Source organism: Methylobacterium carpenticola (assembly GCF_042748905.1).
GTDB classification, from domain to species: Bacteria; Pseudomonadota; Alphaproteobacteria; order Rhizobiales; family Beijerinckiaceae; genus Methylobacterium; species Methylobacterium carpenticola.
This window is the reverse complement of sequence record NZ_JBHZEO010000001.1, coordinates 91,330-116,103: the sequence shown is the minus strand read 5'-3', so window position 1 is coordinate 116,103 and position 24,774 is coordinate 91,330. Positions and strand designations below refer to the sequence as shown.

The 24,774-nt window shown below is 72.3% G+C and carries 25 protein-coding genes and 1 pseudogene; 14 read left to right on the top strand and 12 right to left on the bottom strand.

Annotated features, from left to right (window positions below):
• Position 1 precedes the first annotated feature (1 nt).
• Positions 2-1,201, bottom strand: a complete 1,200-nt coding sequence (locus ACE101_RS00550; RefSeq protein ID WP_379125582.1) for an ABC transporter substrate-binding protein — start codon at positions 1,199-1,201, stop codon at positions 2-4.
• Positions 1,202-1,724: 523 nt separating this feature from the next.
• Between ACE101_RS00550 and ACE101_RS00545 the strand changes: the two genes are divergently transcribed.
• Positions 1,725-2,264, top strand: a complete 540-nt coding sequence (locus ACE101_RS00545; protein WP_379125581.1) for a MarR family winged helix-turn-helix transcriptional regulator — start codon at positions 1,725-1,727, stop codon at positions 2,262-2,264.
• A gap of 5 nt (positions 2,265-2,269) precedes the next feature.
• Here ACE101_RS00545 and ACE101_RS00540 read toward each other — a convergent pair whose 3' ends face one another.
• The 3 genes from ACE101_RS00540 to ACE101_RS00530 form a co-directional block, all read right to left on the bottom strand.
• Complete coding sequence (locus ACE101_RS00540) at positions 2,270-2,701, bottom strand: RidA family protein (RefSeq protein ID WP_379125580.1); 432 nt, start codon at positions 2,699-2,701, stop codon at positions 2,270-2,272.
• A 161-nt stretch (positions 2,702-2,862) separates the two neighbouring features.
• Complete coding sequence (locus tag ACE101_RS00535; RefSeq protein ID WP_379125579.1) at positions 2,863-3,996, bottom strand: FAD-dependent monooxygenase; 1,134 nt, start codon at positions 3,994-3,996, stop codon at positions 2,863-2,865.
• Between the two features lie 82 nt (positions 3,997-4,078).
• Positions 4,079-4,516 carry an Lrp/AsnC family transcriptional regulator gene (locus ACE101_RS00530; protein WP_379125578.1) on the bottom strand — a complete coding sequence of 146 codons (438 nt, stop codon included), beginning with the start codon at positions 4,514-4,516 and terminating at the stop codon, positions 4,079-4,081.
• Positions 4,517-4,638: 122 nt separating this feature from the next.
• On the opposite strand from ACE101_RS00530, the gene rocF reads away from it, so the two are divergent.
• On the top strand, positions 4,639-5,568 hold the full coding sequence (gene rocF / locus ACE101_RS00525; RefSeq protein ID WP_379125577.1) for an arginase: 930 nt from the start codon (positions 4,639-4,641) through the stop codon (positions 5,566-5,568).
• A complete protein-coding gene (ocd, locus tag ACE101_RS00520) occupies positions 5,565-6,617 on the top strand; it encodes an ornithine cyclodeaminase (protein WP_379138408.1) in 1,053 nt (350 codons plus the stop codon). Before rocF ends, ocd begins: the two co-directional genes overlap by 4 nt.
• Before the next feature lie 346 nt (positions 6,618-6,963).
• Here ocd and ACE101_RS00515 read toward each other — a convergent pair whose 3' ends face one another.
• The gene (locus ACE101_RS00515) at positions 6,964-7,704 is read right to left on the bottom strand and encodes a sigma-70 family RNA polymerase sigma factor (protein ID WP_379125576.1); all 741 of its coding nucleotides are present in this window, start codon (positions 7,702-7,704) and stop codon (positions 6,964-6,966) included.
• 310 nt (positions 7,705-8,014) lie between these two features.
• On the opposite strand from ACE101_RS00515, the gene ACE101_RS00510 reads away from it, so the two are divergent.
• Entirely contained in the window at positions 8,015-9,859 is a 1,845-nt protein-coding gene (locus ACE101_RS00510; protein WP_379125575.1) for a putative bifunctional diguanylate cyclase/phosphodiesterase, read from the top strand.
• A gap of 65 nt (positions 9,860-9,924) precedes the next feature.
• On the opposite strand, the gene ACE101_RS00505 is transcribed toward ACE101_RS00510, so the two are convergent.
• Entirely contained in the window at positions 9,925-10,632 is a 708-nt protein-coding gene (locus ACE101_RS00505) for a glutathione S-transferase family protein (RefSeq protein WP_379125574.1), read from the bottom strand.
• A gap of 225 nt (positions 10,633-10,857) precedes the next feature.
• Between ACE101_RS00505 and ACE101_RS00500 the strand changes: the two are divergent.
• Positions 10,858-11,568: pseudogene (locus tag ACE101_RS00500) on the top strand (molybdopterin cofactor-binding domain-containing protein); the annotation flags it as partial.
• Positions 11,569-11,637: 69 nt separating this feature from the next.
• On the opposite strand, the gene ACE101_RS00495 reads toward ACE101_RS00500, so the two are convergent.
• Both ACE101_RS00495 and ACE101_RS00490 read right to left on the bottom strand, forming a co-directional pair.
• On the bottom strand, positions 11,638-12,363 hold the full coding sequence (locus ACE101_RS00495; RefSeq protein WP_379125573.1) for a Crp/Fnr family transcriptional regulator: 726 nt from the start codon (positions 12,361-12,363) through the stop codon (positions 11,638-11,640).
• Between the two features lie 117 nt (positions 12,364-12,480).
• Positions 12,481-13,194 carry a Crp/Fnr family transcriptional regulator gene (locus ACE101_RS00490; protein ID WP_379125572.1) on the bottom strand — a complete coding sequence of 238 codons (714 nt, stop codon included), beginning with the start codon at positions 13,192-13,194 and terminating at the stop codon, positions 12,481-12,483.
• Positions 13,195-13,477: 283 nt separating this feature from the next.
• On the opposite strand from ACE101_RS00490, the gene ACE101_RS00485 reads away from it, so the two are divergent.
• The 6 genes from ACE101_RS00485 to ACE101_RS00460 all read left to right on the top strand — a co-directional run bounded on the left by ACE101_RS00485 (position 13,478) and on the right by ACE101_RS00460 (position 17,097).
• Positions 13,478-13,837, top strand: coding sequence for a response regulator (locus tag ACE101_RS00485; protein WP_379125571.1), 360 nt, complete (start codon positions 13,478-13,480; stop codon positions 13,835-13,837).
• Positions 13,834-14,604 (top strand): Crp/Fnr family transcriptional regulator, encoded by a 771-nt coding sequence (locus ACE101_RS00480; RefSeq protein ID WP_379125570.1) that lies wholly within the window; start codon positions 13,834-13,836, stop codon positions 14,602-14,604. Before ACE101_RS00485 ends, ACE101_RS00480 begins: the two co-directional genes overlap by 4 nt.
• A 132-nt stretch (positions 14,605-14,736) precedes the next feature.
• Positions 14,737-15,372 (top strand): LemA family protein, encoded by a 636-nt coding sequence (locus ACE101_RS00475; RefSeq protein ID WP_379125569.1) that lies wholly within the window; start codon positions 14,737-14,739, stop codon positions 15,370-15,372.
• Positions 15,373-15,381: 9 nt separating this feature from the next.
• On the top strand, positions 15,382-16,146 hold the full coding sequence (locus tag ACE101_RS00470) for a TPM domain-containing protein (RefSeq protein WP_379125568.1): 765 nt from the start codon (positions 15,382-15,384) through the stop codon (positions 16,144-16,146).
• Positions 16,136-16,768, top strand: coding sequence for a TPM domain-containing protein (locus ACE101_RS00465; RefSeq protein WP_379125567.1), 633 nt, complete (start codon positions 16,136-16,138; stop codon positions 16,766-16,768). The genes ACE101_RS00470 and ACE101_RS00465 overlap by 11 nt, the downstream gene beginning before the upstream one ends.
• Positions 16,765-17,097 carry a hypothetical protein gene (locus ACE101_RS00460; RefSeq protein WP_379125566.1) on the top strand — a complete coding sequence of 111 codons (333 nt, stop codon included), beginning with the start codon at positions 16,765-16,767 and terminating at the stop codon, positions 17,095-17,097. Before ACE101_RS00465 ends, ACE101_RS00460 begins: the two co-directional genes overlap by 4 nt.
• A gap of 34 nt (positions 17,098-17,131) precedes the next feature.
• On the opposite strand, the gene ACE101_RS00455 is transcribed toward ACE101_RS00460, so the two are convergent.
• Entirely contained in the window at positions 17,132-17,809 is a 678-nt protein-coding gene (locus ACE101_RS00455) for an RraA family protein (protein ID WP_379125565.1), read from the bottom strand.
• A 166-nt stretch (positions 17,810-17,975) separates the two neighbouring features.
• Between ACE101_RS00455 and ACE101_RS00450 the strand changes: the two genes are divergently transcribed.
• From ACE101_RS00450 to ACE101_RS00440, 3 genes are all read left to right on the top strand, one after another.
• A complete protein-coding gene (locus ACE101_RS00450) occupies positions 17,976-18,968 on the top strand; it encodes an acetamidase/formamidase family protein (protein WP_379125564.1) in 993 nt (330 codons plus the stop codon).
• A gap of 404 nt (positions 18,969-19,372) precedes the next feature.
• On the top strand, positions 19,373-20,167 hold the full coding sequence (locus ACE101_RS00445; RefSeq protein ID WP_379125563.1) for a prephenate dehydrogenase/arogenate dehydrogenase family protein: 795 nt from the start codon (positions 19,373-19,375) through the stop codon (positions 20,165-20,167).
• 105 nt (positions 20,168-20,272) lie between these two features.
• Positions 20,273-21,517, top strand: coding sequence for an allantoate amidohydrolase (locus ACE101_RS00440; RefSeq protein ID WP_379125562.1), 1,245 nt, complete (start codon positions 20,273-20,275; stop codon positions 21,515-21,517).
• Here ACE101_RS00440 and ACE101_RS00435 read toward each other — a convergent pair.
• From ACE101_RS00435 to ACE101_RS00425, 3 genes are read right to left on the bottom strand one after another with little or no spacing between them, the layout of a single operon-like run.
• On the bottom strand, positions 21,489-22,859 hold the full coding sequence (locus ACE101_RS00435; RefSeq protein WP_379125561.1) for an NTP/NDP exchange transporter: 1,371 nt from the start codon (positions 22,857-22,859) through the stop codon (positions 21,489-21,491). The genes ACE101_RS00440 and ACE101_RS00435 overlap by 29 nt on opposite strands.
• The gene (locus tag ACE101_RS00430) at positions 22,856-23,578 is read right to left on the bottom strand and encodes an NADPH-dependent F420 reductase (RefSeq protein WP_379125560.1); all 723 of its coding nucleotides are present in this window, start codon (positions 23,576-23,578) and stop codon (positions 22,856-22,858) included. The genes ACE101_RS00435 and ACE101_RS00430 overlap by 4 nt, the downstream gene beginning before the upstream one ends.
• Positions 23,568-24,476, bottom strand: a complete 909-nt coding sequence (locus tag ACE101_RS00425) for an aldo/keto reductase (protein WP_379125559.1) — start codon at positions 24,474-24,476, stop codon at positions 23,568-23,570. The genes ACE101_RS00430 and ACE101_RS00425 overlap by 11 nt, the downstream gene beginning before the upstream one ends.
• Positions 24,477-24,774 lie beyond the last annotated feature (298 nt).

The window sequence follows — 24,774 nt, the reverse complement described above, 5'->3', positions numbered from 1 at the left end:
GTCACATCTTGCACTGGGCGGCGTAGGAATCCTGGTAGTTCGAGAAGATCTTCTCCGCGATCTGAGTCTCGTACTTGCCGTCCGGGCGCTTGGCCGCCTTGACGAGGTAGAAGTCCTGGATCGGGAAGTGGTTGTTGCCGATCTTGAAGGCGCCGCGCAGCGAGGTGAAGTCGGCGGCCTTGAGGCCGGCCCGGATCGCGTCCTTGTCCTTGAGGTTGCCCTTGGCCGCCTTGACGGCGCTGTCGATCATCAGGGCGGCGTCGTAGGCCTGCATGGCGTAGGTGCCCGGCACGCTGCCGTACTTCTTCTCGTAGGCGGCCACGAAGGCCTTGGATTGCGGGTTGTCCATGTCGGGCGCCCAGTTGGCGCCGCCGAAGAAGCCGACCGCCGCATCCTTCTGGGCGGGCAGCGTGGTCTCGTCCACCGTGAAGGCGGAGAGGAACGGGATGTTGGCGAGACCCGCCTGCCGGTATTGCCGCACGAGGTTGACGCCCATGCCGCCCGGCATGAAGGCGAACACCGCGTCGGGCTGGGCGGCGGCGATCTGCGCCAGCTCCGCCGAGAAGTCGAGCTGGCCGAGCGGCGTGAACATCTCGTTCACCACCTCGCCCTTGTAGGAATGCTTGAATCCCGCGAGCGAATCCTTGCCCGCCTGGTAGTTCGGGGCGAGCAGGACGAGGCGCTTGTAGCCCTTGTTCTGCGCGTACTTGCCCAGAACCTCGTGCACCTGATCGTTCTGGTAGGAGGAGACGAACAGGTTCGGGTTGCACTCGGCGCCGGCATAGTTGGAGGTGCCGGCATTCGGGCTGATCAGGAAGGCGCCGGATTCCGTCACCGGCCGCGCGATCGCCCGCAGCACGTTGGAGAAGGTCGGGCCGACCACGAAGTCGACGCGGTCGCGCCGCACCAGCTCGCGGGCCTTGTTGGCGGCGACGTCGGGCTTCAGCTCGTCGTCGACGGTCACCACCTCGGTCTCGACGCCGCCGAGCTTCTTGCCGAGCGTGTCGAGGGCGAGGAGGAAGCCGTCGCGCCCCTGCTCGCCGAGCACCGCCGAGGGGCCGCTCAGGGTGAACATCAGGCCGACCCGCAGCTTGCCGCCCTCCTGGGCCGCCGGCTGCGCGGCCGCCGGGCCGGCCAGCACCGTGGCGCCGAGAAGGAGCGCGCCGAGGCGGCGGATGGCGTCGGTCCGGATCGGCTTCATCCCAGGTGTCCTTCGTCTCGAAAGCGTGGCCGCCACTTGTCCGGCGCCGCGGGCTGGAAGTCGAGTCGCGGGACGCGGCGACGGCTCCGCGCCCCCCATGTTTCGTAAAATACTTTACGCATGAAATATCAGCTGACAACTGCCAATCGGGAGAATTTGCGTGTGCGGCGCAGCATTGCCCGAGTTGAGGGCAAAGTGTTGTTTTGGTGTGCGAATTGCCGCCATCGACATCCGCGCCCACGAGTGCTGCACCGCAATGCCGGGGCCGGGCGGAAGCCGGACTCCCGATATCGGGACGCGCCGCCGCCGCCAGATGCTTCAGGAATGAAGCATCTGCTCCACGGCGCCCGCGCCGCGGCCCGCACCGGCGGCCGCGCGTTGGATCATGCTGAGAGATTGAAGTAATCTCCTGGCCGGGCCAGCCGGGCCCGGGAGGAGACCGAACGCGCGTGCCGGATTTCGCCATCGCCGATCGCCCGTGTCCTGTCCGTCCGTCCCGGGCGCTGCGGCGGGGGCGCGGCCGATGAGCCCGGCCCCCGCGCCGGTGCCGCCGGCCGAGACCGCCGACCAGACGCTCACCCTGCGGGCGTGGCTGCGGCTCCTCACCTGCACGACGCTGATCGAGAACGAGATCCGCAGCCGGCTGCGCACGCAGTTCGACTTCACCCTGCCGCGCTTCGACCTGCTGGCGCAGCTCGACAAGGCGGAGGACGGCCTCGTGCTGAGCGAAGCCTCGAAGCTGCTGATGGTCTCCGCCGGCAACGTCACCGCGGTGGTCGAGAAGCTGCTCGCCTCGGGCTACATTACCCGCCAGACCGCGCCCAACGACCGCCGGGCCCAGGTGATCCGCCTGACGCATGCGGGCCGGGCCGCCTTCCGCACCATGGCGGAGGCGCACAGGACCTGGGTGGAGGAGCTGTTCGGCGACCTCTCGCCGGAGGAGGTCGCCGGCCTGATGGACGGGCTCGCGCGTCTCAAGCGCTCGGCGCAAGGACGGGTCGGGCAGGCCCCGGATCCAGCCCCGCGGGAGCGGGTCAGGCGGGGGCGGCGCGCCGCGGAGTAGCGGGGTCAGGGCCGGGCGGCGATCGCCTCGGCCTCCACCCGGTAGCCGTGGTGCAGCTCCGGCGCCGGCACCACCGTGCGGGCGGGCTTCGCCGCTCCGAACAGCTCGGCATAGACCCGGTTGAAGACCGGCCAGTTCTCGACGCCGACGATGTCGGCCGTCACCCGCTCCGGCCCGCAACCGGCCTCGGCCAGGATCGCCAGCAGGTTGCCGAGCGCTTGGCGCGCCTGCACCGCGAAGGGCGCGGCGGCGGTGGGGGTGCCGTCGGCGCGGGGCCCGAGCTGGCCGGAGACGACGACGAGGTCGCGCCACGCCGTCGCCTGGGAGTCATGCCCGGCCGGCCCCGACGCGGCCGGCGCAGATGGGCGTGCATCCGCCCTTCGTCGAGCAGCAGGCAGGTCGTGCGGCGTCGGCTCGTCGGCGGGGGCGGCGGTCACCGGTTGGAGCTTCTTCTTGCGGCGAGAGACCACGGGCGCCGCGAATGGGCCATCAACGCCGTCCGCGGTGGGCTCCAACAGATGCTTGCCCGCGTGGTGGGCCCGGAAAGGGGGGTCTGGATTTGCCCGTGCCCGGCCCGCCATGCCTCAGCATTGTCCGGTCACGGCACGACGGGGGTGCGGAGCGGGCCATAGGTCGCGCGGTAGCTGCGCGGTCCGAGGACGGGGAGCACGGCGCTGCGCAGCCAGGTCGGCAGCCGCGCGGTGCGCGACAGGCGATCGGTCATCGCCTGCACGTGGGCGACGCGCGGGCGCCGGGCCTGCTCGTAATCCGCGCCGATCCGGCTCCGATCCGTCCGCGTGGCCAGCAGCTCGGCCAGCACCAGGGCGTCCTCGAGGGCGAGCGCCGCACCCTGCGCCCAGACCGGCGCGGTGGCGTGAGCGGCGTCGCCCACCAGCAGCACGCGGTCCCGGCTCCAGCGCGGAAGGCGCACCTCCTCCAGGGGCGAATGGTAGATCGCCTCCGGCCGCGACAGCACCCGCGCGAGCATCTCGCGGATGCGCGCCGGAAAGGTTTCGAAGGCGGCCTGAACCGCCGCGAGCTCGGGCGTATCCGCCGCGGGGCCGCTGGCCGCGACCCAGCCATAGGCCTCGCCCCCATCCACCGGGATGAGCAGGACCATGCCCCGCGGCCCCGCCCACAGGGTCCAGCAATCGACCCCGGGATTGGGGGTCATGAAGCGCCAGCTCGCGCGGGCGAGCAGGGCGGATCGCGGGGCTTCCTCGCCGAAGACGCGGCGGCGGACCGTCGAATGCACGCCGTCCGCCCCCACCAGCAGGGTGCCCGCCTCGGTCGTGCCGTCCGTGAGCCCGACCGCCACCCCGCGCTCCGACGGCCGGACATCCGCGACGCCGCGATCCGGCCGGACCGCCCCGGCCGGCAGACCGTCCCCGAGAAGGCGCAGGAGATCGGACCGGCGCAGGCAGCGGGGGGCGGCGTCGGGGCCCCAGAACGCCGCCTCGTCGACGGCGAAGAGCAGCCGGTCGCGGTCCGTGCGGTACTCGCGCCGCCGCACCGGGACGCCGGTCTCCCGCAACGCCTCCGCGAGGCCGAGGCCGACCAGCGCCCGGATCGCGTTGCCCGGCAGGTTAATGGCGAGCCCGGCATCGGCCGGCCCGTCGCGCCGCTCCAGCGTGAGCGCGGGGATGCCGCGCCGGGCGAGCGCCCGCGCGACGGCGAGGCCGGCGACGCCGCCGCCGGCGATGAGGACGCGCTCCGCGTGGTCAGGATCCATGACTGTCCGTCCTGCGCTCCGATAAGGAGCGCCACCGCCCAGATATGGTGGCGCTTCGCCGCCGCAACCGGACCGCCCCGTCTCACAGGCGGGCCTTCGTGCTGCGCGGCGTGGCGAGCAGCAGGTGGGTCTCGGAGGCCGTGACGCCCGGGATCTGCCGGATCCGGTTCAGCACCGCGTCGAGGCCGGTCAGGGTCTCGGTCAGGATCTCGGCGATGATGTCCCAGCGCCCGCTGGTGGTGTGGACCGCGCCGACCTCCGGAAAGCCGGTCAGCGCCGCGATGATGTCGTCCGCCCGCCGTCCCTCGACCTCGATCAGGGTGAGGCCGCGCACCGCCGGGGAGGTCGCGTCCGCCCGCAGCACCACCGTGTAGCCGACGATCTCCCCCGCCCGCTCCAGGCGCTCGATCCGTGCCCGCACCGTCGCGCGCGACACGCCGAGGTCGAGGGCAAGGTCGGAGATGCTGCGCCGGCCGTCGTGGCGCAGGATGGTGATCAGCCTTCGGTCGAGATCGTCCATCGCGCCTCCGTTCCGCTCAGCTCAAGCTGCCGATCCGATAGATCGCTCCTGCCAATCTGCCAATCTGATGTGTTCAATCCGCCACGAACCCGCTCTAGATTCCGGTGAGCAGGAGGTGGGGGATGCGGGGCTCGCGGTGTGTTCTGGTGGGAGCGCCGGTGCAGGCGGGGGCCGGCCGGCGGGGCTGCGACATGGGGCCGAGCGCCTACCGGGCCGCCGGGCTCGCGGAGGCGCTGAGCGATCTCGGTTTCGCGGTGATCGACGCGGGCGATCTCACGGCGCCGCCCTGGCCGGCCCAGGTCCATCCCAACGGCGCCATCCGCAACCTGCCGGCCGTGGCGGGCTGGATCGCGGCCCTCGCGGAGACGGCCGAGCGGCTCGCCGCCGAGAGCCTGCCGCTCTTCCTCGGCGGCGACCACAGCCTCTCGGCCGGCACCATCGCGGGGATGAGCCGCCGCGCCCGCACCGAGGGCCGCCCGCTCTTCGTGCTCTGGCTCGATTCGCATCCGGACTTCCACACCCTGGACAGCACGACGAGCGGCAACCTGCACGGCGTGCCGATGGCCTATCTCACCGGGCGGCCGGGCTTCTCCGGCTACTTCCCGCCCTTCGAGGCGCCGATCGATCCGCGGCGGGTCTGCATGATCGGCCTGCGCAGCGTCGATCCGGCGGAGCGCGCGGCCCTGCGCGAGGCGGGCGTGCGGGTCCACGACATGCGCATGATCGACGAGGAGGGCATCGGGCGCCCGCTCGCCGGCTTCCTCGACGAGGTCGCGGCGGCGGAAGGCCTGCTGCATGTCAGCTTCGACGTCGATTTCCTCGATCCCGGCATCGCGCCGGGCGTCGGCACCACGGTGCCGGGGGGGACGACCTTCCGCGAGGCGCATCTCGTCATGGAGATGCTCCACGACAGCGGGCTCGTGCGCTCCCTCGATCTCGTGGAACTCAACCCCTTCCTCGACGAGCGCGGCCGCACCGCGCTGCTGATGGTGGATCTCGCCGCGAGCCTGCTCGGCCGGCGCGTCCTCGACCGCCCGACCCGGAGCTTCTGATGACCCCCGCCCTCAACACCGTGCCGTTCGTCAGCGTCGAGCACATGATGCGGATCGTGCTCGCGGTCGGCGTCGAGCGCGTGCTCGCCGACCTCGCGGGCTGCATCGAGGCGGATTTCCGGCGCTGGGAGAGCTTCGACAAGACGCCCCGCATCGCCGCCCACAGCCTCGACGGCGTCATCGAGCTGATGCCGACGAGCGACGGCACGGCCTACGGCTTCAAGTACGTCAACGGCCACCCCAAGAACATCCGCTCCGGCCGTCAGACGGTGACGGCCTTCGGGGTGCTGGCGGATGTCGGCAACGGCTACCCGGTGCTTCTCAGCGAGATGACGATCCTGACGGCCCTGCGCACGGCCGCGACCTCGGCGCTCGCCGCGAAATACCTCGCGCCCCCGGGCGCCCGCACCATGGCGCTGATCGGCAACGGCGCCCAGGCCGAGTTCCAGGCCCTGGCCTTCAAGGCGCTCCTCGGCGTCGACCGCCTGCGGCTCTACGACATCGATCCCGCGGCGACCGCGAAATGCCTGCGCAACCTCGCCGGGCTCGGCTTCGACCTCCAGCCCTGCACCAGCATCGCCGCCGCGGTCGAGGGCGCCGAGATCGTCACCACCGTCACGGCCGACAAGCAGAACGCCACCATCCTCACCGACAACCTCGTCGGTGCGGGAATCCACATCAACGGCGTCGGCGGCGACTGCGCGGGCAAGACCGAGCTGCATCCCGACGTGCTGCGGCGCTCCGACATCGTGGTGGAATACGCCCCCCAGACCCGGATCGAGGGCGAGATCCAGCAACTGCCCGCCGACCATCCGGTGACCGAACTCTGGCAGATCGTCACCGGGCGGGTGCCGGGCCGGCGGGAGGCCGCCCAGGTCACGCTGTTCGACTCGGTGGGTTTCGCCATCGAGGATTTCTCGGCCCTGCGCTACCTGCGCGCGACGCTCGCAGCCTACCCGTTCTTCACCGAACTCGACCTGCTGGCCGATCCCGACGAGCCGCGCGACCTGTTCGGCATGCTCCTGCGCGCGCGGGATCGGGCGGCCTGACGGCGGCGCGGGGCGAGCTGCGCCCCGCGCGTGCACCGGCGGTCCCGCGGGGCTGCGCACAAAAATGCCATGCCCCCGGCGATGGCGCACAATTGTGCTTGTCGGGCCGCGCGGCTCCGGCTAAGACCCTGTGGCCCAAGGCAGAAAAAAGGCCGCCCTTGCGGAGCGGCCCGAAAGTCTAGGGAGGAAACGCCCCAAGAGGGCATTCGCCGCCGCGACGCCATCGCGGCGGCGAGATCGTTTGTATCTCACGCTGCACCGCACACCACAATGCGATCCCGGCGCGGAACGGCCATGCTTCGATGTCATGCCCCGAGGGGCGCGGCGGCGGAGCCGCCGCGCCGGATCAGCCCCGGTGGGGGACGCGGTTGGTGAGCGCCGACTGGATCAGGGCATCGGCCTGGAGTTCGCTGCCGGTATAGCCGAGCAGCGCCGCGAGGCGCGCCCGCGCCCGGTTCACCCGGCTCTTGATGGTGCCGACCGCCACGCCCATCATCGTCGCCACCTGCTCGTAGGTGAGTTCCTGCACGCCCACGAGCACCAGGGTCTCGCGCATGTCCGGAGGCAGGCGGCCCAGCGCCCGCTCGACCTCCATGAGGCTCACGCCATGATCCTGGCGCGGCGCCACGGCGAGCTGGGCCGCGTATTGCCCGTCATCGTCCTCCACCTCGCGCGAGCGCTTGCGGCGCAGCGAGTAGAAGTGGTTGCGCATGATCGTGAACAGCCACGCGTCGAGGTTGGTGCCGGGCGTGAACCGCTCGCGGTTCTGCCAAGCCCGCAGCACGGTCTCCTGCACGAGGTCGTCCGCCTCCGCGCCGCGCCCGGCCATGCTGATCGCGAAGGCGCGCAGCGAGGGCAGAGCCTTCAGGAGGCCGGCATGGAAGTCGCGCAGGTCCGCGTCCGACTGCGCGTCGAGGGCGTGGGTGAGCTGCGCGAGCAGCGCGTCGAGCGAGGGCGACAGCTCCGCGGATTGATGGGCCGCGTAGAGTTCCCGCAGCACTTGCCCGAGATGATCGCGCACCGGCTCCGGCAGCGAGGCGTTCTCGGCCGGTTCGGGAATCGCCGTGGCGTCGAGGGAGAGCAGCACCGGGCCTCCTTATACTATTATGGAGTATCCATGCCCGGGCAGCTATGGCGGCCGGGTCCGACGTCAAGGCGGGTCCATGCCCGGCGGGTGCGGCGGCTCCCGCCCCCCGGCCGGCAGCCCTGCGGCCGCAATCCGGCCGGGGGGTGTCCGTTCCCTTTGGTCATTGCGAGATATTTAAGGGGTGCTGCGTCTTATAGGCTGACCGTGACCGGCTATAGGGCGATGATTCGGCATGCCGTCGATCGACAAAATCCTCAGGCTCATCTCGGCTCCGTCGGAGCCGGCCGAGGTCTCGGTCGCGCAAGCGCGCATGCTCACGCAGACGGCGCCGATGATGTACGCGCTGCTCGGTCTCAACACGCTCGGGATAACCTTCACGCATTACGGCACTGCGCCGCATTGGCTGACGCTACCCGCCCTCGGCCTGATCCTCTCGGTCTGTCTCTGGCGCGGCGTCGTGCTGTGGCGATGCCGGGGCCAAGTCATCGATGCCGCGGTGGCGCGGCGGCGTCTCGCCGCGGCCCGAGCCCTCCTCATCGCCGTCGGCCTCGGCGTGTCCGGCTGGGCCATGCTGCTGACGCGCTACGCCGATGCGGCCCACCAGATGCAGGTGCTGTTCTTCCTGAACGTCACCCTGGTCTGCTGCTGCTTATGCCTGACGCACCTGCGCACCGTCACCACGATCATGGGCGTGATCACGGCGCCTCTCATCCTCTACTTCCTGTCCTCCGATGAGCTGGCGATCCGCGTGACGGCCCTCACCTACGTGGGCGTGAGCGTCGTGATGTTCGGCATGCAGCCGATCTGCTACGGCGCCTTCAGACGCCTGGTGCTGCTCGGCGCCGAGAACGAGGCCCTGGCCCTGACGGATCCGCTGACCGGCCTGCCCAACCGGCGCTCCTTCTTCGGGCGGCTCCAGAGTGCGATCGACCGGGCCGAGCGGCAGGACGGACCGCTCGCGATCGCGATCATCGACCTCGACGGGTTCAAGCCGGTCAACGACGCGTTCGGCCATCTGGCGGGTGATCGGGTGCTGTGCGAGGTGGGCCGGCGCCTCCAGGCGGCGGGCTGCGGCTGGCCGGCGCGGCTCGGCGGCGACGAGTTCGGCCTGATCATCGACGGCGAGCCCGACCTCGACGCCCTCGGGCGGCGGCTCTGCGCGGCCTTGCAGGCCCCTTATGCCCTGCGCGACGCCACGGCGCAGATCGGCGCCTCGATCGGTTTCGCGGCCTTCCCCACGGCGGCGTCCTGCGCCGCGACCCTGGTGGAGCGGGCGGATTACGCGCTCTACCACGCGAAGGCGCTCCATCGCGGCACCGCGATCGTCTACGCGCCCGAGCACGAGGCGCGGCTGCGCCGCCACGCCGCCGTCGAGCAGGCCCTGCGCAGCGCCGACCTGGAGCGGGAATTCGATCTCGCCTACCAGCCGATCATCGACGTCGCGGCAGGCCGCATCGCCGCCTACGAGGCGCTGGCGCGCTGGACCAGCCCGATCCTCGGGTCCGTCTCGCCGGCCGAGTTCATTCCGGTCGCCGAGCGCTCCGGCCTGATGCCCGCCCTCACGCTGCCGCTGTTCCGCAAGGCGCTCGCGGCGATGCGGAGCTGGCCGGCGGAGGTGAGCCTGTCGTTCAACCTCTCGGCCCAGGACCTCGCCACGCCGCAGAGCCTCGCGCGGCTCACCGAGGCGATCGCGGCGGCCGGCATCCCGCCGGCGCGGATCATCGTGGAGGTGACCGAGACGGCGCTGATGCGCGACCTGCCGGCGGGGCGGCGCGCCCTCCTCGACCTGAAGCGCCTCGGGCTGACCGTCGCCCTCGACGATTTCGGCACCGGCCATTCGAGCCTGTCCTACGTCCACCAGTTGCCCATCGACCGGCTCAAGATCGACCGCTCCTTCGTGGCGGATATCTGCGGGAATCCGACCTCCGTGAACATCGTCCGGTCGATCATCGACCTGTGCCGCAATCTGAAGATGCAGTGCATCACCGAAGGGGTCGAGACGCGCGAGCAGATGCTCCTGCTGCACGTCATCGGCTGCCGTGCGATGCAGGGATACCTGTTCCTGCGGCCGCAGCCGGAGAGCGCCCTGACGCAGGCGGCCGCGGTCGCCCTCTCGCCGCTCAGCAGCCTGCGCGAGGCCGCGCCCGCCGTCTGATCCGGCTTCCGACCGATCGGTGCGGAGCCGGACCGCACGCCCGTGCGGCGGAGCCGGGGCCCCGCTCAGGCCGCCGGGGTGGCGATGTGGCGGAACATGTGGCGGCGCGCTTCCTCGTCCATCTCCGCCTTGAAGGCGTGCCGCTCCCGGAGGGCCAGCGCCGCCTGCGCCGCCGGGCGTGCGCCGATGGTGTCGAGGAGCCGCTTGAGATGGGGCAGGTCGCCCCAGACCGATTCGTCGGAGGGGCCGGAGCCGAGCACGAAGGGCACCATGCGGGCCCAGCCCCACACCGCCATGTCGACGATCGTGTAGGCATCGCCGAGCATGAAGGGGCGGTCGCGCAGCCGGGCGTCGAGGATGCCGTAATGGCGCCGTGCCTCGTAGAGGTAGCGCGTCACCGCGTAATCCTTGGGCTCGGGGGCGAAATGGCGGAAATGCACCGCCTGCCCGGAATACGGCCCGATGCCCGTCGCCACGAACATCAGCCAGGAGAGGAGATCGCCCCGGGCGGCCGGACCGGCCTCGGGCAGGAAGCGCCCGGTCTTCTCGGCGAGGTAGAGCAGGATCGCGTTCGAATCGAAGACTCGCGCCCCCGCCTCCTCGTCCACGATGACCGGGACCTTGGCGTTCGGGTTGAGCGCCACGAAGGCGGGCGCGTGCTGCTCGCCCTTGCGGGTGTCCACGGGCCGGGCCTCGTAGGGCAGGCCCATCTCCTCCAGGCAGAGGACGACCTTCATCGGGTTGGGCGCGAGGCTGTAATAGAAGGTGATCACGCGGATCTCTCCTCTCGTGCGGGCCGCCGGGGGCTGGTTCGGCCGCCCGGGCATCGCACGGCGCTGCCCCGCTCTCCAGCCGTGGCGGTCGCACCCCACCCCCTCCGCCGATGCAGGGGTCCCCGACGCGGGCGCGGGCGTGTTGCCGCACGGGGATCCTCCCGGAATTCCGGCGCGTTGCCGGGGGATTTTCGTCTCCGCTCCGCGCGGGGCCAGCCCCCAGAGACCTACACGATCCTGAGCCAGATCGCCGCCGAGATGCTGGGGCTGCCGGTCGAGCGGGTGCGGATGATCCTCGGCGACACCGCCGATCCGCCCTCCTCGGGCTCGGGCGGCTCCTTCGGGGCGGCGAGTTCGGGCTCGGCCCTCTACGTCGCCTGCGAGGCCCTGCGCACCAAGCTCCTCGCCAAGGCCGATCTCGAACCGGCGAACGCCGTCTTCGCGGAGGGGCGCATCACCTCCGGCAACCGCCGGGCGGATCTCGCGGCGCTCATCGGCGCCGAGGGAATCGAGGCCGAGGGCGAGATCAAGCCCGGCCGCAACACCGAGGCCTTCGCGCAATATTCCTACGGCGCGCATTTCGCCGAGGTCGGGGTCGATGCCGATACGGGAGAGATCCGCCTGCGGCGGATGCTCGGCGTCTTCACGGGCGGGCGCATCCTCAACCAGAAGCTCGCGCGCTCGCAGGCGATCGGCGGCATGGTGTTCGGGATCGGCGCCGCCCTGATGGAGGCGGTGTTCCTGCCCGAACTCGACGACCGGGCGAATCCGCTCAAGAGCAAGGGGCTCGGCGAACTCGGCATCTGCGGGGCCGGCGCGGCGGTGGCGAACGCCGTCCACAACGCCACCGGGATCCGCGTGCGGGATTATCCCCTCACCCTCGACAAGCTCCTGCCGGGCCTCGCCGCCCGGGATTCCGGCCAGCGCCGCTCCTGAGGGGGCGAGCGGGGAGCCACCGCGTTCGAAGGGGATGGCCGGCGGGGGAATCGCACCGGTCGCCTTGCGTCACCGCCCCGATCCCCCTTCCTCGATCAGCCGGACGTGCTCGGCCTCCGGGATGCCGTAGCCGCCCTCCGCCGTGGCGAGCAGGGCCGGCCGGTCGACGATCGTGATGCGCCCGCGCCGGGCGCGGATGATCTGGCGTCCTTCGAGGGTCTGGAGCGCCAGGGTGACGCTCGTGCGCTGCACGCCCAGCATCAGCGACAGGAACTCGTGGGTCAGGTCGAGATCGTCCCCCTCCACGCGGTCGTGGCACATCAGCAGCCAGCGGGCGAGGCGGGCCTCGATCTGATGGGTGGCGTTGACGACGGCCGTCTGCGCCGTCTGGATCATCTGCACCTGCACCGAGCGCAGGAGCAGCTGGCGCAGCGAGGGGCTCGCCTCGGCGGCGGCGAACAGCGCCCCGGCCGCGATGCGCAGCATCGCGCCGGGCGCCTGCACCATGTGCGTGAAGGGACCGCGGTCGCAGCCGAGCAGGACCGGGGAGGCGCCCACCAGCCCCTCCAGGCCCACCAGCCCGATCTCGCCCCGCGCCCGCCCGCCGAGGGTGGTCATCGAGCTGAAGCCCGTCTCGGGGAAGTAGAGGGCCGCGATCGGCGCATCGGTCTCGATCAGGACCTGCCTGAGTTCCGTCCTGACCGGTTCGAGATGCGGGCGAAGGCGGGCGAAATCCTCGCAAGCCATCCGCCGGAGCAGGCGGTTGCGCAGGGTGGCTTGCGGCGGCGGTGCCATGGGCGGGGACCTTCCCGTCGTGCCGGGACCGGGGGCATCCCGGTCCCTGCCCCGGATCCTACGGCCCGTGGGGCGTGTGCTCCAGCGGGGGCCTGCGGCGAGGCGCGGTCGCGCGGGTCATGCTCCGCCGAGGAGCCGCGCATACTCGGCTTCCGGGATGCCGTAGGCTCCCTCGGCCAGTTCCTCCAGGGCCCGCCGTGCGAGCACCGCGATGCGCCCGCGGCGGGCCCGGATCATCTGGCTGCCCTCCAGCGATTGCAGGGCCAGGGTCACGCTCGTGCGCTGGACGCCGAGCATGAGGGCGAGGAATTCGTGCGTGATGGGGAATTCATCCCCCTCCGTGCGGTCGAGGCACATCAGCAGCCAGCGGGCGAGGCGGGCCTCGATCTGGTAGGTGGCGTTGACGAAGGCGGTCTGCGCCGTCTGGACCATCTGCACCTGCACGAAGCGCAGGAACAGGAGGCGCAGGTTCGGGCTGCGGGTGGCCGCCGCGGTCAGCACGGCGCTGTCGACCGCCAGCACGTCGCCCGGGCCCTGCACGAAATGCTCGTGCGGCGTGCGGTCGCTGCCGAGCAGGATCGGGGAGGCGCCCACCAGCCCCTCCGGCCCGATCAGGCCGACCTCGGCCCGGCTGCCCTGACCCGCCGTCACCACCGACACGAAGCCGGTCTCGGGAAAGAACACCTCCCGCACGGGCTCGTTCGGCGCGATCAGCACCTGCCTGAGACGCGTCGACAGGGGGTGGAGATGGGGCTGCAGCTCTTCGAAATCGGCCGGATGGAGTTGCCTGAGCAGGCGGTTGCGCAGGGCGGTTTGCTGCAGCGGAGCCACGGTTCGTTCCAAGGTGGGGGGAGTATTAGACGGTCTCCCCGCTGCCGCGGCCCGGATCGTTGCCGAGGCAGTGCCCGGCTTATTGCCAGCACGGCCCGCAAACGCAATTTCCCCTATAGGTTCTGTGTGATACCCGACATTTCCTGAAGTGTCGGGTATCACACAGAGCAGAGGCTGTTCCTTCCAGGATATTGACGAAGCTGCACTGCCTTCTCCACCTATGTCAGCGCAGCTATTCGAGCCGCCGCCGGATACGGCTATGACCAGTACTGAAAGGTTTCCGGTGGTTCTGTTGATCGAGGACGACGTTCTGGTCGGAATGGATCTGTCCGAGGCGCTGGAAGAGGCGGGCTATCGGGTGATCGGTCCGCTCACGCGGATCTCCGACGTCCGCTCCGCCCTGGAGGAGGCGCGTCCGGCCGCGGCGGTGGTCGATGTGCGGCTCAAGGACGGGTCCTGCGCGGTCCTCGCTTCCGAGCTGCGCGAGCGGCGGATTCCCTATCTGGTGCACACGGGCTGCCAGCGCGGCGATCCGCTCGCGGCGGCGTTCCTGGACGTGCCCTGGCTCGCCAAGCCGGCCGCGGTGCGCGACGTGCTCGCGGTCCTGCACGACCTCGCACGCGGTTCCCGGGTCTCGTCGTGACCGCAGGTGGGATCTGTCCGAGCCCCGAGCCGCGCCCGGAACCCGACGCGCTCCTGCGGCGGCTCGCGAGCCATGCCGATCTGACGGAGGCCGAGATCGGCATCCTGAGCCGGCTGAGCGCGGCCCCGCGGGCGGTCGGCCCGCGCAGCGACCTCCTGCGCGAGGGCGAGGATCCGGGCGGAGCCTACGTGATCCTGTCGGGCGCCGCCTGCCGCTACAAGCAGCGCCCGGCCGGGGGCCGGCACATCGTGTCCTATCTGCTGCCGGGCGACGTCTGCGACGCGGACGGCGCCCTGCTGCGGCGGGCGGATTTCTCCGCCGCCGCCCTGGCGCATTCCAGCGTGGCCTTCATCCCGCGCCCGCTCCTGCGCGAGCTGACCGCGGTCCACGACGGCATCGCCCAGGGCCTGCGTGCCGCCAAGCTCGTCGAGGAGGCGATCCTGCGCATGTGGCTCGCCAATCTCGGCTGCCGCTCGGCCCTGGAGCGCACGGCCCACCTGTTCTGCGAGCTGCTGGAGCGGTTCCAGGTGGTGGGGCTCGCCACCGGGGCGGGTTTCGACCTGCCGATCACGCAGGTCGATCTCTCCCTCACGCTCGGCATGTCGACGGTCCACCTGAACCGCACCTTGCACGAGCTGCGCCGCCAGGGGGCGGCCGATCTGCGCGGGCGCTCGCTGCGCGTCCTCGACCGGGAGCGGCTCACCGCCATCGCCGAGTTCGATCCGAGCTACCTGCGCCCCCGCTTGGCGGGCCGGGACGCCTCTTGACCCCGCCCGCCCGCACCGGCACCCCATCCGAACGCTGACCTTGCGGCGGCCGGAACGCTGCGGCGCGGCAGCGCTTATGTGTGCAGCCGCGGCCGGATCGGGGCCGCCGGGAAACGGGCGGGAGGTGTCGCAATGCGGTCGAAGCGCGGGCATGGCATCGGAGGCAGCCGCCCCTGGCTGTCGCGCCTCGCCGGGGCGCTGGCCCTGGCGGGAGTGGCGGGCGGCCTTTCGGGCTGCAGCGCCGTCAACCAAGTGCCGGTCCTGGAGGAGCGGGCGAAATCGGCCTGGAGCGAGGTGCAGAACCAGTACCAGCGCCGCGCCGACCTCATCCCCAACCTCGTCGAGACCGTGAAGGGCTATGCCCAGCAGGAGAAGGACGTGCTGATCGGGGTCACCGAGGCGCGCGCCAAGGCCTCCAGCGTCAAGGTCGATGCCGGCACGGTGAGCGACCCGCAGAAGTTCAAGGAATATCAGGACGCCCAGAACCAGCTCTCGGGTGCCCTCGGCCGGCTCCTGGTCACCGTCGAGCGCTATCCCGACCTCAAGTCGAACCAGAACTTCCTCGCCCTGCAATCGCAGCTCGAGGGCACCGAGAACCGGATCGCGGTGGCGCGGCGCGACTACATCACGGCGGTGCAGGCCTACAACACCGAGGTGCGCACCATCCCGGGCCGCTGGATCGCGGCGGTGCTCTATCCCGAGGCGAAGCCGATGGAGACCTTCACGGCGACGCCCGATTCCGCGCGGCCGCCGAACGTGAAGTTCTAGGCGTCTCGGATGCGGGCCGCTCTCCGGCTCTGCCTGCCGGTCCTCGCGCTCGCCGTGCTCGCGGCGGCGGCGCTCGCGGCCGAGTTGTCCTTCCCGGCCCTGACCGGCCGGGTGGTCGACGCGGCGGGCCTCCTCACGGACCAGCAGCGCGGCGCCCTCGACGCCAAGCTCAAGGCCCACGAGGACAAGACCTCGGATCAGGTGGTGGTGGCGACGGTGCGGAGCCTTCAGGGCACCAGCATCGAGGATTACGCCAACCGCCTGTTCCGGGCCTGGAAGCTCGGCCAGGCGAAGGCCAACAACGGCGTCCTCCTCCTCGTGGCGCCGGGCGAGCGCAAGGTGCGCATCGAGGTGGGCTACGGGCTCGAAGGCGCGCTCACCGACGCCCTGTCCAAGGTGCTCATCGCCGGCACCATCGCGCCGCGCTTCAAGGCCGGCGACTTCGCAGGCGGGATCGATGCCGGCGTGGATGGGATCCTGTCCATCCTGGCAGGGGACGCGCAGGAATGGCAGCGCAGGCCTCAGGTCCGCTCCGACGAGGTGGCGCCCGAGCAGGTGCTCCTCCTCGTCGTGCTGTTCTTCCTCGTGGTCTTCGTGCTCTGGCGCATGAACCGCGGCGGGCGCGGCCGCGGTGGCGGCATCGTGATCCTGCCGGGTCCCGGCTCGGGCTCCGGGGGCTGGAGCGGCGGCTATTCGGGCGGCGGTGGCCTCGGGGGCGGCTTCTCCGGGAGCGGCGGCTCGTCGGGTGGGGGAGGGGCCTCCGGTGACTGGTAGGGTGGAGGACCTCCTGAGCCGCGCGGCCTGCGAGCGGATCGCCGCCGCGGTGGCGCGGGCGGAAGCCGGCACGGCGGGCGAGATCGTCGTCATGGTGAGCGGGCGGGCCGGGCTCTACCGTTCCGTGGTGCTCACCGCCGCCCTCGCCGGCGGGCTGGTCGCGCCCTGGCCGCTCCTCCTGCTCACGGGCTGGAGCACCGGCCTCGTGCTGCTGGCGCAGGCGGGGGTCGTGGCGCTGATCCTGACGGCGAGCCTCTCGGAGCGGCTGCGCCTCGCCCTGATGCCGCGCAGCCTGCGGCGCGGGCGGGTGCGCGAGGCGGCGCAATTCGCCTTCCGCGCGCGGGGGCTCACCCGCACCCGCGGGCGCACCGGCCTCCTCCTGTTCCTCGCCCTTGCCGAGCGGCACGCCGAGATCGTCGCGGACGAGGGCGTCCTGGCGCGGCTCGACGCGCGGGCCTGGGCCGACCTCATCGCCGATCTCACGGCGGCCCTGCGCCGCGGCGAGGTCGAGGCGGGCCTCGTCGCCGCCGTCACGCGCCTGGGCGAGCGACTGGCGGCCGGGCTGCCGCCGGAGCCCGGGAGCGCGGACGAGCTGCCGAACCGGGTGATCATCGAGGAATGAGGGAGGCCGCGCCCCGCACGCCGGACGGCCGCTACCTCGTGGTGCGGGGGCGGCTGTGGCGGCTGAGCGATCCCGGCCTCGCCCCGGAGCGGCGCGAGGAGCTGGTGGACGAACTGATGCGGGCCCGGCGCGCCGTGCGCGCGGCGGCCGGCGATCCCGACGCCCGCGCGGCGGCGCGCCGCCGGGTCGACGCGGCCAAGCGCGGTCTCGGCGAGCGCGGCCCGGTCTGGTGGGCGGACGGGGCGCCGGACTACACCCGCCACCTCGCCCGCAACACGCCCTACGCGGCGTGGTACGCCGCGCTGTCCGGGGCCGATGAGGCCGACTGATCCGGTTTCCGAAAGTGATCTTCCGGAAACCGTATCAGCCACCTGCCGGCCGCGGCGCGGCCAGGCCGAAGGTCTCCTGCATCGAGCGCCCGGCGGCGAGGCTCGCCTCCCACTCGGCCTCGCGGGCGAGCTTCGCCTCCGCGGCACCGATCCGCTCCCGGATCGCGGCGGGCGGCAGCACGACGAGCCCGTCGTCGTCGCCGATCAGGAGGTCGCCCGGATTCACCCGCGCGCCGCCGATCACCACCGGCGCGTTGACGGCGCCGCGCTCGGCCGAGGCGGGCCCGCGCGGGGTGACGAAGCGGGTGAAGACCGGCAGGTCGGCCCAGCCCGCGAGCATCCCGACATCCCGCACCGCGCCGTCGCAGATCAGGCCGACCCCGCCACGCCGCCGCAGGTGACCGCCGACGATCTCGCCGATCATCGCGGTCTCCGCATGGCCGCCCGCCGCGATGACCAGCACGTCGCCCGGCCCGATCACGTCCAGCGCGTGCAGCACGGCTCCGAAATCCGGCGGCTCGCACAGGGCCGTGACGGCGCGCCCGAACAGGCGGGGCTGGCGGCCCGGCGGCAGGAGCGGGCGGATCGCCGGGTCGATCTGGCCGAGGCTCCAGCCGAGATCGACCGCGACGGCGACCGGAACGCTCCGCCAGCGCGCGATCTCCTCCGCGCTCGGCGGATCGGCCGGACCGGTTTCGATGGTGACGGGCATGGTGTCGCGTCCTCCCTGTCGCGCGGGCCTGTCGCGCGGATGCGAGGCCGCGCGATACAGGAGTGGCACGCCGGTGCCCGGAAGTCTCCGGGCTTCCGGCCCGCGGCCCGGTTTCTGCAAGACCGCGCCCCGCGTGGGATTCCGCCCCGAGCGAAGGAGGATGCCGATGCCGCGCCATCACGAGATCCCGGCCGCACCCGAGACCATGGTGCTCGGCTGCTTCGATGCCGCGCACGCGCCCGTGCTCACGGTCGAGTCCGGGGACACCGTCACCCTGCATTCCTGCCCGGCCGGTGGCCGGAATTCGCTGCATCCGGATCCGGCCCGCAACCCGGCCGACTACCTCGCGGCCCTCGACGCGCTCTCCCCCGGCTTCGGTCCCCACTTCGTCACCGGCCCGGTGCATGTGCGCGGGGCCTTGCCCGGGGACGTGCTGCAGATCGACATCCTCGACCTGAAGCTGCGCCAGGACTGGGGCTTCGTCGCGATCCTGCCGCTGCTCGGCACGCTCCCGGACGAGTTCACCGACTACGAGACCATCCATCCCGACATCGACGCCGAGCGCGGCGTCGCGGTGCTGCCCTGGGGCACCGAGCTGCCGCTCGATCCGTTCTTCGGCATCCTCGCCACCGCGCCGCCCCGCGCCTGGGGGCGCGTCAGCTCGCCGGTGCCCCGGGCCTTCGGCGGCAACATGGACAACAAGGAGCTGAAGGCCGGCACCACGCTCTACCTGCCGGTCTTCAACGAGGGGGCGGGCTTCTACGCGGGCGATGGACACGGGGTGCAGGGCGACGGCGAGGTCTGCGTCACGGCCCTGGAGACCGGCCTCACCGGCACCGTCCGGCTCACCGTGCGCAAGGATCTCGACGCCGCGTGGCCCTTCGCGGAGACTCCCACCGACCTGATGGCGATCGGCCTGCACGAGAGCCTGGACGAGGCCATGCGGCAGGCGGTGCGCGAGATGGTCAAGCACGTCTGCGCCCGCACGCGGCTGACGCGCAACCAAGCCTACATGCTCTGCTCGCTCGCCGGGAACCTGCGCATCACCCAGACGGTGGACGGCAACAAGGGCGTGCACATGCTGCTGGCGAAGAGCGCCCTGCCCCATGGAGAGCGGCAGTCGAGTTGCCGGCAAAATATATCGACGGCAGAAATTTAGCAGGCAAAATACCGGGCGAACGCCCAGTGGTCGGCGCGCCGCCGAGGATCCGATCATCGCTCGATCGGTGCCTTGCCCACCGCCTTTCCGGGCCCGGAAAGGGGCGTGTTGGATGGTCGTCCGCCGTTCGATGCCGGGGAGTTCACGCGCCACGAAGGCTGTCGTGGTCTCCCGCTGCCGGGCGCTTCCGGCGGGTGAAGCCTTCGGGAAGTCCGATCCACCGGATTGACGGCGCGCCCCGGCTTGGCCTACAGCCGCCGCATGACCAGCATCCTCCTGTCCGGGCTGTATTACGCGCCGCTCCCTTGAGCGGTGGGTGCTTGTCATTTCCCAGCCGCTGCGTCGTCAGCGGCTGACCCTCGATCACCGACCGCTGGCCTCGCCTCTCTCCCGGAGGTCACGTCGTGTCGTCTCCCCACCCATTCTCCGTGCCGCCATCGGTCGGCATCATCGGTTTCGGCGCCTTCGGCCGCCTGATCGCACGGCATCTCGCGCCCCGCCTCCCCGTGCTGGCCCATGATCCGTTCGTGTCGGAGGCGGCGTTCGGCGACGGGGCCGGGGCCGTGCGGGCCGGTCTGCGCGAGACCGCCCGTTGCCCGGTGGTGATCCTCGCCACCCCGGTCTCCCGTCTCGCGGAGGCGGCCCGCGCGATCGCGCCGCATCTGCGCACCGGCACGCTGGTCGCGGATGTGGGCTCGGTGAAGGTGCTCCCGGCCGCGATCCTGCGCGAGACGCTGCCGCCCGAGGTCGACATTCTCGCGACCCATCCGCTGTTCGGCCCGCAGAGCGCCCGCGACGGCATCCGGGGCCTGCGCATCGCCCTCTGCCCCGTCCGAGGCCGGCGTGCGCCGGAGGCCGCGGCCTTCCTGCGGCGGCTCGGGCTGACGGTCCTGATGACCACGCCGGAGGCCCACGACCGCGAGATGGCCGCGGTCCAGGGCCTGACCCACCTCATCGCCAAGGTGCTGGTGGAGATGGAGCCTCTGCCGACCCGCATGACCACGCGGAGCTTCGACCTGATCATGCAGGCGGTCGGCATGGTCCGTCACGACGCCCCGGAGGTGTTCGCGGCGATCGAGCGGCTGAACCCCTACGCGGGTGCGGTGCGCGAGCGCTTCTTCGGGCTCGCCGCGGAGCTCGGCGCCGCGTTGGCGGAGGGGGAGGCGCCGATGCCCGCCGGCCGCGCCGCCAGGGGGTGAGGGACCCGCTGGCGAGGGCAGCCCGATCGCGCTACGCCTGCCGGCGGATCCGTGGCGCCGGACTTGCAGTCCCGGTGCCGCCCCTCCGGCCGAACCGTTGAGCGCATGACCGAAGACCTCTCCCTGGGCGCCCGCGTGATGGCGCTGATCGACGATCTCGCCCGCCACACCGACGAGCCCGGCCGGCTGACCCGGCTCTATCTCTCGCCCGCCCACCGGGCCGCCGCCGAGGCGGTGGCCGGCTGGATGCGGGCGGCGGGCTTCCAGGTCGCGATCGATGCCGCGGGCAGCGTCATCGGGCGCAGGGAGGGGCGGCAGCCCGGCCTGCCGGCGCTGATGATCGGCTCCCACATCGACAGCGTCGTCGATGCCGGACGCTACGACGGCCCGCTCGGGGTGATCGGCGGCCTCGTCGCCGCCGAGGCGATCGCGGCGCGCGGGGCGAGCCTGCCCTTCGCCCTCGAACTCGTCGCCTTCGGGGACGAGGAGAACGTCCGCTTCCCCACCAGCCTCTCGACCTCGAAGGCGCTGGCCGGCCGCTACCAGCCCGAATGGCTCGACGGGCGCGACGCCGACGGCGTGAGCCTGCGCGAGGCCCTGACCCGCTTCGGCGGCGATCCGGACGGCATCGCGGCCCTGCGGCGCGACCCGGCCGGGATCCTCGGCTTCCTGGAGGTGCATATCGAGCAGGGGCCGGCGCTCCAGGCCCTCGACCAGCCGGTCGGCGTGGTCTCGGCCATCGCCGGCATCACCCGGGCGCGCTGCACCGTCACGGGTGAGGCCAACCACGCCGGCACCGTGCCGATGGGCATGCGCAGGGACGCCCTCGCCGCCGCCGCCGAGATGGTGCTCGCGGTCGAGCGGCTCGGCGCCGCGGCCCCCGCCGCGGTGGCGACGGTGGGGGCGCTCGCGGTGACCCCCGGCGCCGTCAACGTCATCGCGGGGCGGGTGGACTTCACCCTCGACCTGCGGGCGCCCGACGACGCCGTGCGCGCCCGCCTCGTCGCCGAGGTCGATGACGCCTGCCGCGCGATCGCGGCGCGCCGCGGCGTCGGCTTCACCGCCGAGACCTTCATGGACAACACGGCGGTCGTCCTCGATCCGGGCCTTCAGGCGGCCCTGGAGGCGGCGGCCCGCCGCCACGGCTACGCGCCGCCGCGCCTGCCCTCGGGCGCCACGCACGATGCCGCCGCGCTCGCGGCCATCGCCCCCGCGGCGATGCTGTTCGTGCGCTGCAAGGACGGCATCAGCCACAACCCCGCCGAGTCGATCACCGTGCAGGATGCCGACGCGGCGACCCGCGTGCTGGTGGACACGATCCTCAGCCTGGCGGAGCGGCAGCCCGCGTGAGCGGGCGCGCGGGCGGCGCCTCGTCCGTCCGCTCCGTCTCTCTCTCCTGCGCCAGGGCCTCCTGGCGCCGCCCGAGCCAGAGCCCGTTGAGGAGCCAGATCGCCGAGAGCGGCACCGCCAGGATCGGCAGGGCGGTGGGGCCGAGCCCCATCGCTCCGGCCAGCGCGTAGGACCACGCCCCGACCTGATCGCCGAGGCGGTAGACCACCGTGTCGATGAAGCTCTTGGCCTTGTAGCGGTCCTCCCGCGGCAGCACGGTGAACAGCACCTCGCGCACCGGCCGGGCGATGGCGAAGTTGCCGGCCCGGCGCAGCACCCCGAACACCACCACCGCCGTGATGGTGGGCGAGAGGGCGAGCAGCCCGAAGCCGAGCACGCTGACGAGGGGCAGGATCGCCAGCGTCAGCCCGACGCCGAGGCGGCGCACGATGCGCCCGGTGAGGAAGAGCTGCACGCCGAGCGTCAGGGCGTTCACCGCGAGGTCGACGCTGGCGAAGAAGGCGGTCTGCGCCCCCCGGTCCGGGAAGCTGCGCTTCGCGATCGCCGCCTGCTCGAAGTACAGGAAGGTCGAGGTGATCGAGAACAGCAGCAGGAACAGGCTGATGGCGAGGAGGTAGGGGGAGGTGAGGGCGCGGGTGATGCCCGCGATCACGCCGCCGCCGATCGCCTCGGTGCTGGCCCCGGGCTCGCGCCGCAGGGCGTCCGACAGGCGGGCGAGCCGGCGCATGCTGAACACCGCGACTTCGAGCAGGAGCGCGGCGGCGATGAGCAGCAATGCGGTGGGCACGTCCCGCGCGAGCACGGCGGTGAAGGCCGAGCCCGTGATGGCCCCGAGCGTCGCCCCCGCCGCGATGAAGCCGAACAGGCGCTTGCCCTGCTCCGTGTCGAACACGTCGACGATGGTCGCCCAGAAGATCGAGACGACGAACAGGTTGAAGATCGACAGCCAGACGAAGAAGACGCGGCCGATCCAGACCAGCCGCTCCCCCTCCGAGACCGCGATGGCCCCGGCGAAGACCAGGATGTTGAGGGCGAAGAAGCGGTAGGTGAGGGGGACGAAGCGGGCCCGCGGCAGCGTGCGCACCAGCCAGCCGAACGGCACGTTGAGCGCCAGCATGCCGATCAGGGTGGCGGTGAACAGCCAGGGCAGGTTCTCGAGGCCGCCCGCGAGCCCCATCTGGTCGCGGATCGGCCGCATCACGTAGTACGACGACAGGATCGCGAAGATGTAGAGCCAGGACCAGCCGAGCGCCGGCACCTCGGCGGGCCGCACGTCGGTCAGCCGGCGCAGCCACGCGGGCACCCGGGCGCCGATGGCCTGCGCGTCGGCCGCGGCGCTCACGGCTTCAGGCCGTAGGCCTTGCGGGCCTCCGGCGCCGCCACTTCGAGGCCGAAGCCGGGGCTGCCCATGGCGAAGCGGCGGGCCGCGTCGAGGGGCCCGACCACCACGGGATCGAAGCCCGCGTCGCGCACCAGCGCCTCGGCCAGGGCCACCGCCGTCGGGTCGTCGCCCGCGAGCGGCACCGCCATCGGCGCGCCGGAGCGGTGGGCGTTGCGCTGGAAGACCCGGTAGTTCGCGGCGTTGAACACCCGCACGACGCGGGCTCCGGGCAGGTACTTGGCCGAGGTCGCGCCGATGCCCTGCGCCTCGGCCTCGGCGGCCAGATCCCCGTCGCGGGCCCGGGTGGCGTTGCCGGCATCGAGCACGACCTTGCCCGCGAGCGCCTTGGCGTTCTCGCGGCCGAGATCCGGATAGGCCCGGTAGGGCACGGCGAGGAGCACCGCCTCGCCGAAGGCGAGCGCCTCCGCCACGGTGCCGGCCTTGGCGAGCGGCCCCAGCTCCTTGACGAGGCCGGCCAGCTCCTCCGGGTGACGGGAGGCGAACAGCACCGGATGCCCGGCCTTGACCCAGAGGCCGCCGATGGTGCTGCCGATATTGCCGGCGCCGATCACGCCGACCGGGCTCTTCGGCTGACCCTGGGCGGCGGCCGGAAGCGCGCCCGCGAGGGCGCCGAGGCCCGCGAGCCGCAGGAGGGTGCGGCGGGTCGCATCAGAGGCCATCGATGTACTCCTCCATCTTCGTGCGCTGGGCGGCGTCGGGCAGGCGGCCGCGTGCGGCGCCGAGGTTGTCCTCGACGTAGCGGGCCTGGGCCATGCCGGGCACCGGGCACGTCACCGCCTCGTGCGAGAGGACGTATTTCAGGAAGAACTGCGCCCAGGAGGTGCAGTCGAACTCGGCCGCGAAGGGCGGCAGCGCCCGCCCGCGCACGAGGGTGAACAGCCGCTCGCGCCCGAACGGCACGTTGACCATCACGGCGGTGCCGCGGTCGCGGGCGAGGGGCAGGATGCGCTCGGCGGCCTTGCGCGCGTCGATGGCGTAGTTGAGCTGGACCACGTCGAGGCGCTCGCGCCGCATCAGGGCTTCGAGATCGTCGTATTGCCGCTCGACCCAGGTGGTGGCGCCGAGATAGCGGATGCGCCCGGCCTCCTTGAGCGCCTTCAGCGTGGCGAGCTGCGTGTCCGTGTCGATGAGGTTGTGGACCGCGATCAGGTCGATCCGGTCCGTGCGCAGGCGGCGGAAGGACTGCTCGATCTGCGCCTGCCCGGCCTCGCGGCCCTGCGCCGCCACCTTGGTGCAGAGGAACACCTTCCGGCGGAGGTCGTCCTCGGGCAGGATCACCCCCAGCACCTCCTCGGCCCGGCCGTAATCGGGAGCGGTGTCGATCACCCGGCCGCCGAGATCGAGGAAGCGGCGCACCGCCTCGCGCAGCGGCGCCACGGCCTCGGGCGTGGCCTCGACGTTGTAGCGCCGCGAGGTGCCGACCCCGATCACCGGCACGGTCTCGCCCGAGGAGGGGATGGGCCGCTGCAGCAGCGGCGCGGCCTCGGCGCGGCCGATCCCGGGCCACAGCCCCACGGCCGCCGCTCCGGCGAGCACTGACCGGCGGTTGAGCATCATGCGGGAACTCCCGTCTCGGCACGGCATAGTTGAACGCCGATGTAGGGCACGCGGGGAGGCCGGCCTACCGGGCCGGTCGACACGTTCTCTTGAGTGGATGGCCGTCAGCACGCCTGAACGGTGATCCGATGCTCCGGTGCCGGGGAACACCGTTCCGGGGCACTTCGAGGCTTGCTGATGCAAGCACGGCGGCACGAGGATCGGTGCGGCTGCCGGGACCTGCGGGGAGCCGGAGCGGACGTCGCCCACGCACCGTCTCCGGTTGGCACCGGCCGTGCTCTCCATATCTCGCCTGAGG

Coding starts and splice junctions, on each gene's coding strand:
- ACE101_RS00530 (WP_379125578.1), bottom strand. CDS start 4,516: ATGGACGATCTCGACCGAAGGCTGATCACCATCCTGCGCCACGACGGC.
- ACE101_RS00475 (WP_379125569.1), top strand. CDS start 14,737: ATGCGGTCGAAGCGCGGGCATGGCATCGGAGGCAGCCGCCCCTGGCTG.
- ACE101_RS00470 (WP_379125568.1), top strand. CDS start 15,382: ATGCGGGCCGCTCTCCGGCTCTGCCTGCCGGTCCTCGCGCTCGCCGTG.
- ACE101_RS00535 (WP_379125579.1), bottom strand. CDS start 3,996: ATGGATCCTGACCACGCGGAGCGCGTCCTCATCGCCGGCGGCGGCGTC.
- ACE101_RS00550 (WP_379125582.1), bottom strand. CDS start 1,201: ATGAAGCCGATCCGGACCGACGCCATCCGCCGCCTCGGCGCGCTCCTT.
- ACE101_RS00425 (WP_379125559.1), bottom strand. CDS start 24,476: ATGATGCTCAACCGCCGGTCAGTGCTCGCCGGAGCGGCGGCCGTGGGG.
- ACE101_RS00545 (WP_379125581.1), top strand. CDS start 1,725: ATGAGCCCGGCCCCCGCGCCGGTGCCGCCGGCCGAGACCGCCGACCAG.
- rocF (WP_379125577.1), top strand. CDS start 4,639: ATGCGGGGCTCGCGGTGTGTTCTGGTGGGAGCGCCGGTGCAGGCGGGG.
- ACE101_RS00460 (WP_379125566.1), top strand. CDS start 16,765: ATGAGGGAGGCCGCGCCCCGCACGCCGGACGGCCGCTACCTCGTGGTG.
- ACE101_RS00450 (WP_379125564.1), top strand. CDS start 17,976: ATGCCGCGCCATCACGAGATCCCGGCCGCACCCGAGACCATGGTGCTC.
- ACE101_RS00495 (WP_379125573.1), bottom strand. CDS start 12,363: ATGGCACCGCCGCCGCAAGCCACCCTGCGCAACCGCCTGCTCCGGCGG.
- ACE101_RS00455 (WP_379125565.1), bottom strand. CDS start 17,809: ATGCCCGTCACCATCGAAACCGGTCCGGCCGATCCGCCGAGCGCGGAG.
- ACE101_RS00430 (WP_379125560.1), bottom strand. CDS start 23,578: ATGGCCTCTGATGCGACCCGCCGCACCCTCCTGCGGCTCGCGGGCCTC.
- ACE101_RS00510 (WP_379125575.1), top strand. CDS start 8,015: ATGCTCACGCAGACGGCGCCGATGATGTACGCGCTGCTCGGTCTCAAC.
- ACE101_RS00440 (WP_379125562.1), top strand. CDS start 20,273: ATGACCGAAGACCTCTCCCTGGGCGCCCGCGTGATGGCGCTGATCGAC.